This window comes from Thermus sp. CCB_US3_UF1 (assembly GCF_000236585.1).
In the GTDB taxonomy this organism is placed as follows: domain Bacteria; phylum Deinococcota; class Deinococci; order Deinococcales; family Thermaceae; genus Thermus.
The window spans coordinates 1,682,464-1,697,732 of the sequence record NC_017278.1; the positions used below are offsets into that span (position 1 = coordinate 1,682,464).

Below are 15,269 nucleotides of genomic sequence, written 5' to 3' on the forward strand. Positions count from 1 at the left end.
GAGCCCGGGGGGATCTCCCCCCGGGCCAAGGGGGTTACTGGCCGTAGTGGACGCGGCGGAAGAGGGCGGAGGTGAAGGGCTCGGTGATGGGCACGAAGCGGCCGCCCTTGACCTCGAGGATCCGCAGGCCCTCGGCCCCGGTGCGCTCGCTCTTGGTGAAGTCCACCTCAATCCCCAGCTTGGTGGACACCGCCAGGCCCGGCTTGAAGGCGTTGGGCCCGTTCATGCCCACGATGGCCTGGTAGACGGTCTCGTTGGTCACCCGCTTGAAGCGCTCCTGGGCCCGGCGGATGGCCTCAACGGCGATGGCCGCGGCCAGCATGCCCGCGGTGTAGTTGTGGTTCTCCGCGTAGCTGGCGGGACGGCCAAACCGCGCCACCAGCTCCTTCTGCAGGCGCATGCCCGGGGTGTCGTCCTGGGGCGTGAAATAGGGGCTAGCCCAGAGGAAGCCCTCCGCCGCCTCCCCCGCCAGGGCGATGAGGTCCACCCCGCCGGTGTACACCGCCCCCAGGTGGCGGATCTTGCCGGAAAGGCCGAGCCTGCGGGTGTCCTTCAGGATGTTGGCCACGGGGCCGGCCACGTTCTGGTGGACCACAAACTCCACCCCCGCGGCCTCAAAGCGCCGGAGGAGGGCGGTGTTGTCCAGGTTGCCGCCACCCACCTCCTGGACGTCCACGATCTGCAGGCCCAGCTGCTGCGCCGCCTTCCTGGCGTCCTCCACCGGGGCCCGGCCAAAGGGGGAGGGGTGGACCACCAGGGCCACCTTGGCCCCTCGCTTCTGCTTGGCGATGTACTCCAGGAGGGCCACCACCTGCTCCGAGTAGGTGGAGACGGGGATGAAGAAGTAGTCCCCGTTGGGGGGGTCAATGAGGCCCACGTGGTTGGAGGCGGGCATGGTGACGATCTTCAGCTCCTGGACCAGGGCCTTCATCTGCAGCATGCCCCCCGTGCTGTAGCCCAGGTAGATGGGGATCTTGAAGCGGTCCACCGCCTCCTCAAAGAGGCGCTGCGTGGTGGCGTTGTCGTAGCGGTCGTCCCGTACCACGCAGTTCAGGACGATCCCCGGGATGGACCGGGCCATGTGCCGGCAGTAGTCCTCAATCCCCGCGCCATAGGGGGCCCCGGTCTCCGAGGTGGCCCCGGTAATGGCCCCGGACCAGAAGAGGGTCACCTGCTGCTGGCCCAAGGCCAACCCCAACGCCGCCAACACACCCAAGATAGCCTTTCGCATGCTCATCCCTCCCATTTGAGACCCCTAAGGGGGGGTCGCCTAGTACTTGAAGGGCCAGGTGCGGAAGTAGCTCCGCACGATGCGCCACCAGTTGTAGAGGCCTCGAGGCTCAAACATGAGGAAGAGGACGATGATGAGGCCGAAGGCCAGGGGGCGCAGGGCGCTGGCCACGTCCACCCCGGCCACGTTGAAGCCCAAGGCCTTGATGAGGTTGGACAGGGACTCCATGTTCACGTCCAAAAGGACCAGGAAAAGGGGGCCCAGGAAGCTGCCCACCAGGGTGCCCAGGCCCCCCACGATGGCCATGGCCAGGTACTTGACGGAGTGGGCGAAGACGTAGTCCTCAATGACCACCGCCCGGGAGAGGTAGGCGTAAAGCACCCCTGCCACCCCGGCATAAAAGGCCCCCAGGGCAAAGGCGAAGAGTTTGGTGCGCCCGGGGTCCATGCCCATGGCATCCGCCGCCCGGTCGTTGTCCCGCACGGCCACCAGGGCCCGGCCGTACTTGGTGCGGAGAAGGTTGCGGAAGAAAAGGGCCAGGAGGACCAAGGTGGCCAGGGAAACGTAGTACCAGAAGTGGAAGTGGTTGCGGAAGCCCGCCTCGTAGCCCAGAAAGCTGGCCCGGGGCATGTCCATGGCCCCGCCCTGTTTGAGGAGGGGCATGTGGCCCACGGTCCACTCAAAGACCACCTGGAAGGCCAAGGTGGCCAGGGCCAGGTAAAGGTGCTTGACCCTTAGGCTGGGGATCCCCACCAGAAAGCCGAAGAAGGCCGCCACCAGCCCCCCCAGGGGGATCACCAGCCAGAAAGGCAGGCCCTGGGGGGCGAGGAGGGCCGCGGTATAGGCTCCCACCCCCATGAAGGCCGCCTGGCCGATGTTGATGAGGCCGGCGTAGCCGGTGGTGATGTTGAGGCCCAGCACGGCCACGCTGTAGACCAGGATCAGGTCCAGGATGAAAACCTGGGTGCGGGAGAGAAGCTGGGGCAAAACGAGGAGGAAGCCCAGGAAAAGGAGGAGGGAAACCAACTCCCTATGGGTAGCGAAGAGGCTGGCGTCCTGGGGGTAACGGGTACGGTAGTTGCCGGTCTGTGCCCAGGGGTTTCTCATACGCGCTCAATCTCCTCCGTGCCAAAGAGGCCATGGGGCTTGAACCAAAGGACCAGAAGGAGGACTAGGAAGGGGAAGACATCCCGGGTGCCGCCTCCGGGGATATAGGGGTCCAAAAACCCAGCCGCCAGGTTCTCCAAGACCCCGATGAGGATCCCCGCCACCACCGCCCCGGGAATGGAGTCCAAGCCCCCCAGAATCACCACGGGGAAAACCCGCAGGCCGATGTGCACCAGGCCGTCCAGGTTGAGCCCGGCGATGGTGCCCACCATCACGCCTCCCGCCGCCGCGGAAAGCCCCGCCGCTGCCCAGGCCAGGGCGAAGACCTTGGCCACGGAAACCCCCAGGCTCATGGCGGCCATCTGGTCGTCGGCCACGCTGCGCATGGCCACCCCTAAGGTGGAGCGCTGGAAGAACCAGGTGAAGAGGAAGAGGAAGGCCACCGTGAGCCCCAGGGCCAGAAGCTGGGGGTAGGCGATCCGCGCCCCCAGGAAGACGATGCCTCCCTCGGGCAGGAAACGGGGGTAGCCGTAGCTCCCCGCCCCGTAGGGGGTGAGGTGCAGCAGGCCGTCCAGGAAGAAGGCCAGGCCAATGGTGGCCATGATGACGGAGATGATGGGCTGGCCCACCAGCCTCTTGAGGAAGACCCGCTCCAGAAGGTAGCCCACCAAGGCGGTGAAGGCCAGGGCCAGGAGGAAGGCCAAGACCACGGGAAGCTTCAGGACGCTTAGGAAGAAGTGGGCGGAGAAGGCCCCGATGGCGATCAGCTCCCCCTGGGCGAAGTTCACCACGCGGCTGGCCTTGTAGATGAGGACAAAGCCCAGGGCCACCAGGGCGTAGATGAGCCCCAGGACCACCCCGGAAACGAGAAGCTCCACCAGGAAACTCACGCCAACACCTCCGTCCCCAGATCCAAAACGGGCACCTGGGCCCGCACCCGCTGCACGGTACCGTCTTGGTAGCGGTACTCCGCCTCCACCTCCACCTCCTTGGTCCCGGAGTAAAGGGCCTCCACCAGGGGGGCATACTTTTTGGCGATGAGCCCCCGCCGCACCTTGCCCGTGCGGGTAAGCTCCTCGTCGTCTGCGTCTAGGAGCTTGTAGAGGAGGACAAAGCGGCGGATCTTTAGCTCCTCCGGGAGCTCCCCGTTCACCCGCTCCACCTCCTGGCGCACCAGGGCGGCCACCTCGGGCTTGAGGGAGAGGTCCAGGTAGGTGGTGTAGGCCAGGCCCCGGTCCTCCGCCCACTTGCCCACCGTCTGGGGATCAATGTTGATGAAGGCCGCCAAATAGGGCTTGCGGTCACCGAAGACCACGGCCTCCTTGATGTAGGGGGAGAACTTGAGCTTGTTCTCCACGAACTGGGGGCTGAAGGCCGTCCCCCCCTGGGTGCGCATCACGTCCGAGAGGCGGTCGATGACCACCAGGTGGCCATCCTCCGTGAGGTAGCCCGCATCCCCGGTGTGGAGCCAGCCGTCGCGGAAGGTTTCCGCCGTGGCCTCGGGCCTCTCCCAGTATCCGGCGCACACCGCATCCGAACGGCAGAGGATCTCCCCCTCCTCGCTGATGCGCACCTCGGTCCCCGGGATGGGCAGGCCCACGGTATCGTGGCGCACGTCCCCATCCCGGTGGACGAAGGCGATGCCGATGATCTCGGTCTGGCCGTAGATCTGCTTCAGGTTGACCCCGATGGCGTGGAAGAAACGGAAAACATCTGGACCCAGGGCCGCCCCACCGGTATAGGCCCGCCGCAGGCGCAAGAAGCCCAGCTGGTCCCGCAGGGGCTTGAAAAGCACCTGGTCCGCCAGCCAGTAGGCCAGGCGCAACCCTAGGGGCATGGGCTTTCCCCGCATGCGGTACTCCGCCGCCCGGTAGCCCACCCGGAGAAGGCGCTCGTAAACGAAGCGGTTGAAGGCGTAGCTTTCCGACATCCGCACCCAGATCTGGCTCTGGATGCTCTCCCACACCCTTGGGGGGCTGAACATCACGTGGGGGCCGATCTCCTTGAGGTCCTGCATGGCGGTTTCCACAGCCTCGGGGAAGTTCACGGCGAAGCCCCCGGTGAGGGCCATGGCCACCGACATCATCTGCTCCCCGATCCAGGCCAGGGGGAGGAAGGAGAGGTAGTCGTCGGTGGGGAGAAGGGGGTCCACCTCCTGCAGGGCCACCCCCATGTGGATCAGGTTGCGGTGGCGGAGCATGGCCGCCTTGGGCCGGCCCGTGGTGCCCGAGGTGGAGGAGAGGTGGCAGACCTCTTCGGGGCTGGCCGAGAGGAGAAGCTTCTCCACTGCCTCAGGGTGGCGCCTCCGGTGCTCCCGGCCCCGCTCCAATACCTCCTCAAAGGAGAGGAGCCAGGGGTCCCGGTAGCCCCGCATCCCCTTGGGGTCCTCGTAGATGACGTGGCGCACCTGGGGGATCTCGTTGCGGATCTCGTAAAGCTTGTCCACCTGCTCCTGGTCCTCGGCCACCACGATGCTGGCGCCGGTGTAGGTGAGCATGTAGGCGATCTCCGCGGGCAGGGAGCTCTGGTAGACCCCCACGCTGATGCCCCGGACCGCTTGGGCCCCAAGCTCGGCGTAGAGCCACTCGGGGATGTTGTCGGCGATGATGGCCAGGCGCTCCCCGGGGGCAAAGCCCAAGGAGAGGAGGCCGTGGGCGAAGAGAAGGACCTTCTCGTAGTACTCGGCGTAGGTGATCTCATTCCAGATACCGTAGTCCTTCTCCCGCAAGGCCACCCGGTCCCCTTCCTCCAAGGCCCGGCGGCGGAGGAGCTGGGGCAGGGTGTAGGCCTTCATCTCATAGGAGGGCCTTAAGGCCTTCACGCTCCCACCCCCATGTAGGCCTCCTGCACCCGGGGGTTTTTGGCCACCTCCTCCGGGGCGCCTTGGGCGATCACCTGGCCGAAGTCCAGAACGTAGACCCGGTCGGAGATGTCCATGACCACGGAGAGGTCGTGCTCAATGAGGATCACCGTGGTACCCTGGGCGCGGATTTCCAGGATGAAGCGGACCATGTCCTCCTTCTCCTCGAGGGTCATCCCCGCCATGGGCTCATCCAGGAGGAGGAGCTTGGGGGAAAGGGAAAGGGCCCGGGCCACCTCCACCCGTTTGCGCACCCCATAGGGGAGGTTCCCCACCAGGGCCTTGCGGTAGGGCTCCAGCTCCATGAAGTCAATGACCTCCTCCACCGCCCGGCGGTTCTCCACCTCCTTGGCCAGGGCCCGGCCGTAAAAGAAGCCCGCCTGGGCCAGGCCGTAGTCCAGGTAGGTGTGCCGGGCCAGGAGGAGGTTCTCCAGGACCGTGAGCCCGGAGAAGAGCTCAATGTTTTGGAAGGCGCGGGCGATGCCCCGCCGGGTCACCTCGTGGGGGCTGGCCCGGGTCAGGTCCCGGCCTTCAAAGAGAATCCGTCCTCGCTGGGGATGGTAAAAACCCGAGATCACGTTGAGGAGGCTGGTCTTCCCCGCCCCGTTGGGGCCGATGACGGAAACCAGCTCCCCAGCCTCCACCTGGAGGGATACCGCGGAGAGGGCGGCCACGCCGCCAAAGCTAAGGGTCACGTTCTCCACCAGAAGCTGGGCCACGGGTTCCTCCCTGACAACTGTTTGCCGGGAAGTATAAGGGGGAGCCGGGGGAAATGTCAACGTTATGCCGTCAAGGTGTAAAAAAACGTTAGACCCGGTACACCTCTTCTTGTGCTACACTCTTTAGGGTATCGGGGGCCAAGGCCCCAGGGAGGGAAATGGATGAAAAGGACCTGGCAACCCAACCGGAGGAAGCGGGCCAAGACCCACGGCTTCCGGGCCCGCATGAAGACCCCAGGCGGCAGGAAGGTGCTGAAGCGCCGGCGGCAGAAAGGGCGCTGGCGGCTCACGCCCAAGGTGAACGCCTAAAGGCAGGCCCCCCCATCCCGGGGGGCAAGCTTCTTTCCCTCAAAGGGGACCGGGCCTTCAGCCGGCTGCGCAAGGGGCAGGCGGGGCGGGGCCGGTTTGTGAGCGTCAAGTGGCTTCCCGGTCCGGAGCTGCGGGTGGGGATCGTGGTCTCCAAAAAGGTGGGGAAGGCGGTGGTGCGCAACCGAGTGAAGCGCCGTCTGCGGGAGATCCTCCGCCGCCTTCACCTGCCCAAGGCCCACCTCCTGGTGGTGGCCAACCCCGAGGCCCGGGAGGCCTCCTTCGCCGAGCTCTTCCAGGACGTGGTGCGGGCCCTGAGGAAAAGCCGCCTGGTACAATAGGCGGCGTGCGCAGGCTTCTCATCCTTCTGGTCCAGGCTTACCGCAGGTTCCTCTCCCCCCTCAAGCCCAAAACCTGCCGCTTCCACCCCACCTGCTCCGCCTACGCCCTCGAGGCCCTGGAGCGGCACGGGGCCCTTTGGGGCAGCTATCTGGCGGCACGGCGGATCCTCAAATGCCATCCCTTGCACCCGGGGGGCCTAGACCCGGTGCCCTCCGTCTTCCCGCCCAGGAAGGAGGGGGCACGATGAAACGGCTTTGGGCCCTTCTCCTCCTCCTCGTCCCCGCCTTGGCCCTCGAGGCCGGCTTTAAGGACCAGGACGTAAATGGGGACGGCACCCCGGAAAAGGTGGCCGTCACCAACCTCATGGACCTGGCCTTCAACGGGGAAGGCCAGATCGTGGGCTGGTACGTCAAGACCTACAAGGGCACGGCCTTTGGGGACTACACCCGGGCCCCGAACCTCTCGGGGAATGGACCCGTGGTGGCCACCGAGGGGTTCCGTCCCGAACGGGCGGAGTTCCTGGTGGAGGATGGCCGCCTCCTGGCCCGCTTCCAGGGGAAGGAAGGAAGCCTCACCTACCGCATTGAGCGGGGCCGGTACACGGTGAGCGTGGAGGCCAGCTTTCCCCTTTCCCTAAAGCTTTCGGCCCAAGGCACCCCCAAGGTGCTCCTGGAGGGGCAAAAGGAGGCCCTGCCTAGCGGGGAGGGAAGGGTCCGCTACCTGGCCTGGCAGACCCGGCCCAAGGCCGGCTACGCCCTGGTGGCCTTCGCCGAGGAGGCCCTCAGCGGCAAGCTGGTGGGCAAGGAGGGTACCCTCCAGCTTGCCCCGGGGAAACCCCTAAGGCTTTACGGGGGCCAAAACGAGCTGGTGCGCTTCCACGTGGAAGGCCTCCTGGGTCTTCCCGGCCTCTTCGCCCCCAACATCTGGGGCCAGCTCTCCCTGGGCCTCCTCTGGCTCATGGAAACCGCCTTCCGCTACACGGGAAGCTGGGGCCTGGCCATCCTCTTCCTCACCCTGGTGGTGCGCCTCCTCCTCTGGCCCCTCATGCACCAGCAGTTCAAGAGCATGGCGGAGCTACAGCGCCTCCAGCCCCTCATCCAGAAGATCAACGAGAAGTACAAGGACGACCCCAACAAGCGGGCGGAGGCCACCATGAAGCTCTACCAGGAGCACAAGGTCAACCCCGCCGCTGGCTGCCTGCCCCTTTTGATCCAGATGCCCATCCTCTTCATCCTCTGGAAGGTGATCGCCAACTACGAGTTCGGCCAGGGCCTCCTCTGGATCCCCGACCTGGCCCTGCCCGACCCCTTCTACGTCCTGCCCGCCCTCTACGTGGCCTCCACCTTCCTCTCCACCTGGCTTTCCGCCCATGGGAACAAAGACCTCATCCGCCAGAGCCTCTTCATGAACCTCATCTTCATCTTCCTGGTGCTGCAGTTCCCCTCCGGGGTCACCCTGTACTGGGTGCTCTCCAACCTCATCGGCCTGGTGCAGCAGTGGCTCATCAACCGGAGCCTGAAACCCCTGGCGGCGTAAACTTGAGGCATGGACGAGAAGAAAAAGAACATTGACGACCTCCTCTCCGACCTGGGGGTCTTGGAGGAAGCCCCGGTGGAGGTGGAGCTGAAAGAAGCGGGCAGGGAAGCCCGGCAAAAAACCCCCAAGGAGGTGCTGGAAGAATTCCTGGTGGGGCTTCTCCTCCGCCTGGACCCCGCCCATTACGTGGAGGTGCGCCAGGAAGGGAACCTCCTCCGGGCCGAGGTAAAAGGGGGGGATCTGGGCCGTTTCATCGGCAAGGAGGGGCGGACCCTGAAGGCCGCGGAGTACCTGGCGGGGGTGGTGCTGGCCAAACACTTTGGCGGGGCGTACCGGGTGGTGCTGGACGCCGCCGGCTACCGCAAGCGCCAGGAGGAAAGGATCCGCAAGCTGGCCGAGGAGGCCGCCCTCACCGTGGCCATGACCCGCGAGCCCCTGCACCTCCCCCCCATGCGCCCCTCGGAACGGCGCATCGTGCACATGCTCCTCAAAAACCACCCCCAGGTAACCACGGAAAGCCAAGGGGAGGGGGAGGAGCGGCACGTGGTGGTCTACCCCCGTGACGCGGCTTCTCCGGGAAGCCCAGGCCCGGCTTAAGGCGGCGGGCCTTCCCGAGGGGGAGGCCTGGGACCTCCTGGCCCTGGCCTCCGGGCTTTCCCGGCGGGACCTGCTTCTAGGCCTGGACAAGCCCCCGCCCCCGGGAACGGAGGCGCGGCTAGAAGGGCTCCTCGGGCGGCGGCTTTCCGGCTACCCCCTGCAGTACCTCCTGGGAGAGGTGGAGTTTTTCGGCCTGCCCCTGCGGGTGGAGGAAGGGGTCCTCATCCCCCGGCCGGAAACGGAGGGCCTGGTGGAGCTGGCCCTGGCCCTCCCCCTTCCCCCAACACCCCGCATCCTGGACGTGGGCACGGGCACCGGGGCCATCGCCCTAGCCCTGAAGGCCCACCTCCCCCAGGCCGAGGTCTACGCCACCGAGGTGGACGAAAGGGCCCTGGCCCTGGCCCGGGAAAACGCCCGGCGCCTGGGCCTTGAGGTGGATTTCCTCCATGCCCCCCTCACCGCGGGGATGGAGGGGCTGGACCTCCTGGTGTCCAACCCCCCTTACCTGCCCGAGGCCTACCGGCGGGTGGCCCCCCCTGAGCTGGCCTACGAGAACCCCTTGGCCCTCTACGCCGGCGAGGAAGGCCTGGCCGTGGCACGCCCTTTGGCCCTCGAGGGGGAAAGGGCCCTGAGGCCCGGGGGCTTTCTCCTCCTGGAGCTGGCCCCGGAAAACGTCCACCTCCTCGCCCAGGAGCTCCGGGAAAGGGGCTGGGAGGAGGTGGCGGTGCTACGGGACCTGGCGGGTCGGGATCGGTACCTCCGGGCCCGGCGGCCCGCCTAGGAGGGTGTAGTAGAGGAGGGGACGCTCCGCCGTCCAAAGGTCCTTGGCGGCCACCACCCCCACCCGCACCACCCCCTTGCGCCCCTGGAGGAGGGCCAGGCCCCGGGCCAGCTCCTCCGCGGAGGGGAAGGTGGCGTACTCCGGGGGGAAGCCGGCCTCGAGGAGGCGCCCCCGCACCTCCTGCCCCAGGGCCTCCAGGGCTTCCTGGTGGCGCGCCGGGGTGGAGAGGCGGAAGGTGCGGGCCGCCAGGACCTCCCCTTGGGCGAAGGCCTTGCGCTCGGGGTAGAACCGCACCCTCACCAGAAGCCGCCCCTCCCGGTAGCCCGCCCCTTCCAGCACAGCCAGGCCCGGCCCCGTGGCCCCGCCCAGGAGCTCGGCCCCGCGAAAACCCTGGAGGAGGGCCCGCCGCTCCGCCACCTGCTGCAAAAGGGCCTGCCCCTCCTCCTGGCCCAGCCGCACCTCCCCCAGGTAAAACCCCTGGGCCAGCCGGGCGAGGTTCTGGGCCAGCTGGCCCCGCTCCCCCTGCAAGGCCTCGGCCTGGGCCAAAAGGGAACGCACGCGCTCCTCCGTCTGCCGCAACTCCTGGCGCGAGCGGAGGAGGGCCTCCTTCAGGGAGACCACCTCCTGGGCCAGGGCCTGGCGCTGCCGCCGGGCCTCTTCCAGCTGGGCCTGGAGCAAGGCCAGGTCCCCTTCCAACCGCTGGCTTTCTCTAAGCAGGCGCTCCTTTTCCCCCTCCAGGCGCTTCGCTTCCCCCTGCAGGGCCCTCACCCGGGCCTCGAGGCCCGCAAGCTCCCGGGTGCGGTGGCCCAGTTCCCGGTTCTTCTCCGCAAGCAGCTGGGAAAGCGCCTCTTGGCCTTCCAAAAGCCGCTCCCTCTCCCGCAAAAGGGCCCGCCGCTCCCCCTGCAGGGCCGCCACCTGCCCTTCCAGGGCCTGGGCCTCGGCCTCCAGGCGCTTCCTCAGGGCTTCGGCCCCCTCCAGAGCCTCATAAAGCCTCTTCCGCTCAGCCCTGAGGGCGTTGAGCTCGGCCAGGGCCCGGGCGGTCTCCCCCTCCATGGCCTCCTTGGCCTTCAGGAGGACCTCCCGCTCCGAGCGCAGGCGGTCCCGCTCCTGGCGGACGGCCTCGGCCTCGAGGATCACCTCCCGCGCCTCGCGGAAGACCAGGAGAAAGCCCAGGTAGCTCAAAAGGGCAATCCCCACCCCGGTGGCCACGGCGATGAGGGTGGCGGTCTGCCGCGGGCGGAGGCCAAAGAGGCGGTAGTGGCGCTTCCCCGCCCACTTGGCCACCTTGTCCCCCAGGTAGGCCACCAGGGCGGAGAGGAGGAGGATGAGGGTGAGGAGGGCCCAGAAGGTCATCTAGAGCTCGTAGTCCTCGCCGAGGTAGTGGCGCCGCACCCCCTGGTCGCGGGCAAAGGTTTCCGGGTCGCCGTGGAAGAGGATCTCCCCGTCGTACATCACGTAGACCCGGTCGGTGATGGCCAGGGTTTCCCGCACCGCATGGTCGGTGATGAAGACCCCCACCCCCCGCCGTTCCCGGAGCTCGGCGATCACCTTCTGAATCTCCCGCACGTTCTTAGGGTCCACCCCGGTAAAGGGCTCGTCCAGAAGGATGAAGTCCGGGTCGGTGGCCAGGGCGCGGGCCATCTCCAGCCTCCGCCTTTCCCCCCCGGAAAGGGCGTAGGCCATGCGGTCCCTGAGGTGGTAGATGGCCAGTTCCTCCAGGAGGGCCTTGGCCTTCTCCAGGCGCTCCTTTGGGGCAAGGGGTTGGAATTCCAAAACAGCCAGGAGGTTTTCCAGCACCGTCATGCGGCGGAAGGCGCTGGGCTCCTGGGGCAGGTAGCCGAGGCCCAGGCGGGCCCGGCGGTACATGGGCAGGCGGCTCACCTCCTGGCCCTTGAGGAAGATGCGCCCTCCCGTGGGCCGGATGAAGCCCACCACCATGTAAAAGGTGGTGGTCTTGCCCGCGCCGTTGGGACCGAAGAGGGCCACGATCTCCCCTCGCTTCAAGTGGAGGTCCACCCCCTTCACCACCTCCTTGGGGCCGTAGCGTTTCCTGAGGCCTTGGGCCAGAAGCTCCCCGTCCATTATCCCCTAGCCTAAGGGGCTCCCTTTAGCCCCGGATGAGATAATGGGCGAGGTATGGTGGTGACCCGCATCGCCCCAAGCCCTACGGGGGACCCCCACGTGGGCACGGCCTATATCGCCCTTTTCAACTACGTCTGGGCCCGGAAAAACGGGGGCAGGTTCCTGGTGCGCATTGAGGATACGGACCGGGCTCGGTATGTGCCCGGGGCCGAGGAAAGGATCCTGGCGGCCCTCAGGTGGCTCGGCATCCCCTACGACGAGGGGCCGGATATCGGCGGGCCCCACGGCCCTTACCGGCAATCCGAGCGGCTTCCCCTGTACCGGCAATACGCCGAGGAACTCCTGCGGCGGGGCTGGGCCTACCGGGCCTTTGAAACCCCGGAGGAGCTGGAGCGGATCCGCCAGGAAAAGGGAGGCTACGATGGCCGGGCCCGCCACATTCCCCCGGAAGAGGCCGAGGCCCGGGCCAGGCGGGGGGAGCCCCACGTGATCCGCCTCAAGGTGCCCCGCCCCGGAACCACGGAGGTGCGGGACGAGCTCCGGGGAGTGGTGGTCTACGATAACGGGGAGATCCCCGACGTGGTCCTCCTCAAGTCGGACGGCTACCCCACCTACCACCTGGCCAACGTGGTGGACGACCACCTCATGGGGGTGACGGACGTGATCCGGGCGGAGGAGTGGCTGGTCTCCACCCCCATCCACGTCCTCCTCTACCGGGCCTTTGGCTGGGAAACCCCCAAGTTCTACCACATGCCCCTCCTGCGCAACCCCGACAAGACCAAGATCTCCAAGCGGAAAAGCCACACCTCCTTGGAGTGGTACAAGGCGGAGGGCTTCCTGCCCGAGGCCCTGCGCAACTACCTGGCCCTCATGGGCTTTTCCATGCCGGATGGGCGGGAGATCTTCTCCCTCGAGGAGCTCATCGCCGCCTTCACCTGGGAACGGGTCTCCCTGGGGGGGCCGGTCTTTGACCTGGACAAGCTGCGCTGGCTGAACGGGAAGTACATCCGCGAGGTCCTATCCCTGGAGGAGGTGGCGGAAAGGGTGAAGCCCTTCCTGGAGGAAAGGGGCCTTTCCTGGCCGGACGAGGCCTACCTGAGGCGGGCGGTGGAGCTCATGCGCCCCCGGTTTGACACCCTAAAAGAGCTTCCAGAAAAAGCCCCTTACCTCTTCCAGGAGGACTACCCTGTGACCGAAAAGGCCAGGGAAAAGCTCAGGGAGGGCCTGGATCTTCTGAAGGAGGTCCAACCCCTCCTGGAAGCCCAGGAGGCGTGGAGCGAGGCGGCCTTGGATACCCTCCTGCGGGGCTTCGCCCAAGCCAAGGGCCTGAAGCTGGGCCAGGTGGCCCAGCCCCTGCGGGCGGCCCTCACCGGCACCCTGGAAACCCCGGGGCTCTTTGAGATCATGACCCTCCTGGGCAAGGCCCGCACCCTGGCCCGGCTGGAGCGGGCCCTGGGGAAAGGCGCTTAGGGAAATCTCACGCAAGGGCGCTAGACTCGGGAGCGTGAAACGGCTTCTTCTCCTCCTCACCTTGCTACTGGGCGTGGCCAGCGCCCAAAGTGCCATTCAGATGCGCTTTGGCTACGGCGAAACCCTGGGCCTCACCTTTGGGGCCGGGGTAGAAAACCGCCTGCGGCAGAACCTGGTGGGCCGGCTGAGCGCGGAGATCGCCCCTGCCGCCCCCGGGGTGGCCCTGGAAGGGGCCCTCCTCTTTAAGCCCGACCTGGGCCAGTACGAGCCCAGCCTCTCGGGCCTTCTCCCCTACTTCGGCGGAGGCGTGGGGGCGGTGGTGGGGCCTAGGCCCACCGCTGGGGTAAGCTTCACCCTGGGCCTCGAGGGCCTCCTGGACCCCTACACTGGCCTTTTGGCCGAAAGCACCTACGTCTACGGCTTCGCCGACTTCCCCAAGGTCTGGCGCTTCACCCTCGGGGTAAACTTCCGCTGATGGGCTTCTTGGACCGCCTGAAGGCGGGGCTGGCCAAAACGCGGGAAAAACTCCTCGGGGCCATCCCCTGGGGCGCCAACCCCGAGGAGGTGCTGGAGGAGCTGGAGATGGCCCTCCTGGCCGCCGACGTGGGCCTGGCCGCCACCGAGGAGCTCCTTGCCCAAGTGCGGGCTTCGGGGCGCAAGGACCTCAAGGAGGCGGTGAAGGAAAAGCTGGTGGCCATGCTGGAGCCCGACCCGCGCCGGGCCACGCTGCGCAAGCTGGGCTTCCGCCCGCAAAACCCCAAGCCCGTGGAGCCCCAGGGGCACGTGGTCATGGTGGTGGGGGTCAACGGGGTGGGCAAGACCACCACCATCGCCAAGCTGGGCCGCCATTACCAGGAGCTGGGCAAAAAGGTGATGTTCTGCGCCGGGGACACCTTCCGCGCCGCCGGGGGCATGCAGCTTGCGGAGTGGGGCAAGCGCCTGGGCATCCCCGTCCTCCAGGGCGCGGAAGGGGCAGACCCCGCGGGTCTAGCCTTTGACGCCGCCCAGGCCCGCAAGGCGCGAGGGTACGACCTCCTTTTCGTGGACACCGCAGGCCGCCTGCACACCAAGCACAACCTCATGGAGGAGCTGAAAAAGGTCAAACGGGCCATCGGCAAAGCCGACCCTGGGGAACCTGGGGAGGTCTGGCTGGTGCTGGATGCGGTCACGGGGCAAAACGGCCTCGAGCAAGCCAAGAGGTTCCACGAGGCTGTGGGCCTTACCGGGGTAATCGTGACCAAGCTGGACGGCACCGCCAAGGGAGGGGTGTTGGTGCCCATCGTGCGCACCCTAGGGGTGCCCATCCGCTTCATCGGGGTAGGGGAAGGCCCGGAAGACCTGCAACCCTTTGACGCCGAGGCCTTTGTAGAGGCCCTTCTGGAAGCCTAATCCTCTTCTTTTTGCTCCCGCCAGGGACAGTGGCGGCACCCCGAGCCGCAACAGTAGCCCCGCTTGCGGTGGTAGGCCTCGGTGAAGACCACCCTCCCTTCCTCCCTGTAATAGTCCTCTCCTTCCTTCAGCTCTTCCTTCACAAGCTACAGTTTAGGGGTATGCTGGGGCCGATGAAGCGCGGCCCCCTCCTCCTCACCTTCGCTTGGATGGTGGCCCTGGTGGCCACCTTGGGAAGCCTGTACTACTCCGAGGTGCGCCTTTTCCTGCCCTGCGAGCTCTGCTGGTACCAGCGCATCTTCATGTATCCGCAGGCCATTTTGCTGGGCCTAGCCCTCTGGCGGCAGGACCTCAGCGTCTGGCCTTACGCCCTGGCCCTTTCCCTCATCGGGGGGGGCATCAGCACCCTCCACCTCCTGGAGCAGAAGTTTCCTGAGCTTTTCACCCTGGCCTGCAAACCGCCCGTGCCCTGCTCCGTGGAGTACATGCCCCAGTTTCCCATCCCCCTCCAGGCCCTTATCGCCTTCGTGCTGATTGCGGTCAGCATGGCCCTGCTGGCGAAAGAAGCGCGGGGGCGGTAAGGTGCTATGCTAGGGCTAGCGCCAGACTGTTTTGCTTCTCCCTCGAGGCGCGGGGGCATCTTGACAAGGTTTCCCGGAGTGCTTCCCTAAAAAGGACATAAAGGGGGGTGAGCTGGGATTTTTGCCGTCTGGGTCATGTGTAGTCCCCACACGCGTGGGGATGGAGGGTTGCCTCACTCTTGGCTGGAAGAGGAGGTCGCGTAGTCCCCACACGCGTGGGGATGGACCTTTGAGGACCCCACGGGGCGCGGCATACCCACCGTAGTCC

General features: G+C 66.8%; 18 protein-coding genes and 1 CRISPR repeat array (1 of these 19 running past the window's edge). Of the genes, 10 read left to right on the plus strand and 8 right to left on the minus strand.

Going from position 1 to position 15,269, the window contains the following annotated elements:
• Positions 1-34: 34 nt before the first annotated feature.
• From TCCBUS3UF1_RS08345 to TCCBUS3UF1_RS08365, 5 genes are read right to left on the minus strand one after another with little or no spacing between them, the layout of a single operon-like run.
• Entirely contained in the window at positions 35-1,231 is a 1,197-nt protein-coding gene (locus TCCBUS3UF1_RS08345) for an ABC transporter substrate-binding protein (protein ID WP_014516082.1), read from the minus strand.
• A gap of 39 nt (positions 1,232-1,270) precedes the next feature.
• A complete protein-coding gene (locus tag TCCBUS3UF1_RS08350; RefSeq protein ID WP_014516083.1) occupies positions 1,271-2,338 on the minus strand; it encodes a branched-chain amino acid ABC transporter permease in 1,068 nt (355 codons plus the stop codon).
• Entirely contained in the window at positions 2,335-3,228 is an 894-nt protein-coding gene (locus TCCBUS3UF1_RS08355; protein ID WP_014516084.1) for a branched-chain amino acid ABC transporter permease, read from the minus strand. Before TCCBUS3UF1_RS08355 ends, TCCBUS3UF1_RS08350 begins: the two co-directional genes overlap by 4 nt.
• Positions 3,225-5,159, minus strand: a complete 1,935-nt coding sequence (locus TCCBUS3UF1_RS08360; protein ID WP_014516085.1) for a long-chain fatty acid--CoA ligase — start codon at positions 5,157-5,159, stop codon at positions 3,225-3,227. Before TCCBUS3UF1_RS08360 ends, TCCBUS3UF1_RS08355 begins: the two co-directional genes overlap by 4 nt.
• Entirely contained in the window at positions 5,156-5,917 is a 762-nt protein-coding gene (locus tag TCCBUS3UF1_RS08365) for an ABC transporter ATP-binding protein (RefSeq protein ID WP_014516086.1), read from the minus strand. Before TCCBUS3UF1_RS08365 ends, TCCBUS3UF1_RS08360 begins: the two co-directional genes overlap by 4 nt.
• Positions 5,918-6,079: 162 nt before the next feature.
• Between TCCBUS3UF1_RS08365 and rpmH the strand changes: the two genes are divergently transcribed.
• From rpmH to prmC, 6 genes are all read left to right on the plus strand, one after another.
• A complete protein-coding gene (gene rpmH, locus TCCBUS3UF1_RS11615) occupies positions 6,080-6,226 on the plus strand; it encodes a 50S ribosomal protein L34 (RefSeq protein ID WP_014516087.1) in 147 nt (48 codons plus the stop codon).
• Between the two features lie 65 nt (positions 6,227-6,291).
• A complete protein-coding gene (gene rnpA / locus TCCBUS3UF1_RS08370; RefSeq protein ID WP_231291442.1) occupies positions 6,292-6,564 on the plus strand; it encodes a ribonuclease P protein component in 273 nt (90 codons plus the stop codon).
• 5 nt (positions 6,565-6,569) lie between these two features.
• Positions 6,570-6,812 (plus strand): membrane protein insertion efficiency factor YidD, encoded by a 243-nt coding sequence (gene yidD, locus TCCBUS3UF1_RS08375; protein WP_014516089.1) that lies wholly within the window; start codon positions 6,570-6,572, stop codon positions 6,810-6,812.
• Positions 6,809-8,101 (plus strand): YidC/Oxa1 family membrane protein insertase, encoded by a 1,293-nt coding sequence (locus TCCBUS3UF1_RS08380; protein ID WP_014516090.1) that lies wholly within the window; start codon positions 6,809-6,811, stop codon positions 8,099-8,101. Before yidD ends, TCCBUS3UF1_RS08380 begins: the two co-directional genes overlap by 4 nt.
• Before the next feature lie 9 nt (positions 8,102-8,110).
• Positions 8,111-8,698 carry a R3H domain-containing nucleic acid-binding protein gene (locus TCCBUS3UF1_RS08385; protein WP_014516091.1) on the plus strand — a complete coding sequence of 196 codons (588 nt, stop codon included), beginning with the start codon at positions 8,111-8,113 and terminating at the stop codon, positions 8,696-8,698.
• Positions 8,661-9,479, plus strand: coding sequence for a peptide chain release factor N(5)-glutamine methyltransferase (gene prmC, locus TCCBUS3UF1_RS08390; RefSeq protein ID WP_041433845.1), 819 nt, complete (start codon positions 8,661-8,663; stop codon positions 9,477-9,479). Before TCCBUS3UF1_RS08385 ends, prmC begins: the two co-directional genes overlap by 38 nt.
• Here prmC and TCCBUS3UF1_RS08395 read toward each other — a convergent pair.
• Together TCCBUS3UF1_RS08395 and lptB are read right to left on the minus strand one after the other, a co-directional pair.
• Positions 9,426-10,832, minus strand: coding sequence for a DUF3084 domain-containing protein (locus TCCBUS3UF1_RS08395; RefSeq protein ID WP_014516092.1), 1,407 nt, complete (start codon positions 10,830-10,832; stop codon positions 9,426-9,428). The two genes, prmC and TCCBUS3UF1_RS08395, sit on opposite strands and share 54 nt — an antisense overlap.
• The gene (lptB, locus tag TCCBUS3UF1_RS08400) at positions 10,833-11,561 is read right to left on the minus strand and encodes an LPS export ABC transporter ATP-binding protein (protein ID WP_014516093.1); all 729 of its coding nucleotides are present in this window, start codon (positions 11,559-11,561) and stop codon (positions 10,833-10,835) included.
• 54 nt (positions 11,562-11,615) lie between these two features.
• Between lptB and gltX the strand changes: the two genes are divergently transcribed.
• From gltX to ftsY, 3 genes are read left to right on the plus strand one after another with little or no spacing between them, the layout of a single operon-like run.
• Positions 11,616-13,031: a glutamate--tRNA ligase gene (gltX, locus tag TCCBUS3UF1_RS08405; RefSeq protein ID WP_014516094.1), complete on the plus strand. Its 1,416-nt coding sequence runs from the start codon at positions 11,616-11,618 to the stop codon at positions 13,029-13,031.
• Positions 13,032-13,065: 34 nt separating this feature from the next.
• Positions 13,066-13,506, plus strand: a complete 441-nt coding sequence (locus tag TCCBUS3UF1_RS08410; protein WP_014516095.1) for a hypothetical protein — start codon at positions 13,066-13,068, stop codon at positions 13,504-13,506.
• On the plus strand, positions 13,506-14,420 hold the full coding sequence (gene ftsY / locus TCCBUS3UF1_RS08415) for a signal recognition particle-docking protein FtsY (protein WP_014516096.1): 915 nt from the start codon (positions 13,506-13,508) through the stop codon (positions 14,418-14,420). The genes TCCBUS3UF1_RS08410 and ftsY overlap by 1 nt, the downstream gene beginning before the upstream one ends.
• On the opposite strand, the gene TCCBUS3UF1_RS11895 is transcribed toward ftsY, so the two are convergent.
• The gene (locus tag TCCBUS3UF1_RS11895) at positions 14,417-14,563 is read right to left on the minus strand and encodes a DUF5522 domain-containing protein (RefSeq protein WP_014516097.1); all 147 of its coding nucleotides are present in this window, start codon (positions 14,561-14,563) and stop codon (positions 14,417-14,419) included. The genes ftsY and TCCBUS3UF1_RS11895 overlap by 4 nt on opposite strands.
• Before the next feature lie 30 nt (positions 14,564-14,593).
• On the opposite strand from TCCBUS3UF1_RS11895, the gene TCCBUS3UF1_RS08420 reads away from it, so the two are divergent.
• Positions 14,594-15,001 (plus strand): disulfide oxidoreductase, encoded by a 408-nt coding sequence (locus TCCBUS3UF1_RS08420; RefSeq protein ID WP_041434017.1) that lies wholly within the window; start codon positions 14,594-14,596, stop codon positions 14,999-15,001.
• A gap of 139 nt (positions 15,002-15,140) precedes the next feature.
• Positions 15,141-15,269: a CRISPR direct-repeat array (repeat unit 26 nt; unit sequence GTAGTCCCCACACGCGTGGGGATGGA); it runs 19 nt beyond the window's last position.

Excerpts from the sequence above, each read along its gene's own strand:
- lptB (WP_014516093.1), bottom strand. The coding sequence starts at position 11,561 with ATGGACGGGGAGCTTCTGGCCCAAGGCCTCAGGAAACGCTACGGCCCC.
- gltX (WP_014516094.1), top strand. The coding sequence starts at position 11,616 with ATGGTGGTGACCCGCATCGCCCCAAGCCCTACGGGGGACCCCCACGTG.
- TCCBUS3UF1_RS08420 (WP_041434017.1), top strand. The coding sequence starts at position 14,594 with ATGAAGCGCGGCCCCCTCCTCCTCACCTTCGCTTGGATGGTGGCCCTG.
- TCCBUS3UF1_RS08345 (WP_014516082.1), bottom strand. The coding sequence starts at position 1,231 with ATGCGAAAGGCTATCTTGGGTGTGTTGGCGGCGTTGGGGTTGGCCTTG.
- TCCBUS3UF1_RS08385 (WP_014516091.1), top strand. The coding sequence starts at position 8,111 with ATGGACGAGAAGAAAAAGAACATTGACGACCTCCTCTCCGACCTGGGG.
- TCCBUS3UF1_RS08395 (WP_014516092.1), bottom strand. The coding sequence starts at position 10,832 with ATGACCTTCTGGGCCCTCCTCACCCTCATCCTCCTCCTCTCCGCCCTG.
- TCCBUS3UF1_RS08380 (WP_014516090.1), top strand. The coding sequence starts at position 6,809 with ATGAAACGGCTTTGGGCCCTTCTCCTCCTCCTCGTCCCCGCCTTGGCC.
- TCCBUS3UF1_RS08350 (WP_014516083.1), bottom strand. The coding sequence starts at position 2,338 with ATGAGAAACCCCTGGGCACAGACCGGCAACTACCGTACCCGTTACCCC.
- ftsY (WP_014516096.1), top strand. The coding sequence starts at position 13,506 with ATGGGCTTCTTGGACCGCCTGAAGGCGGGGCTGGCCAAAACGCGGGAA.
- rpmH (WP_014516087.1), top strand. The coding sequence starts at position 6,080 with ATGAAAAGGACCTGGCAACCCAACCGGAGGAAGCGGGCCAAGACCCAC.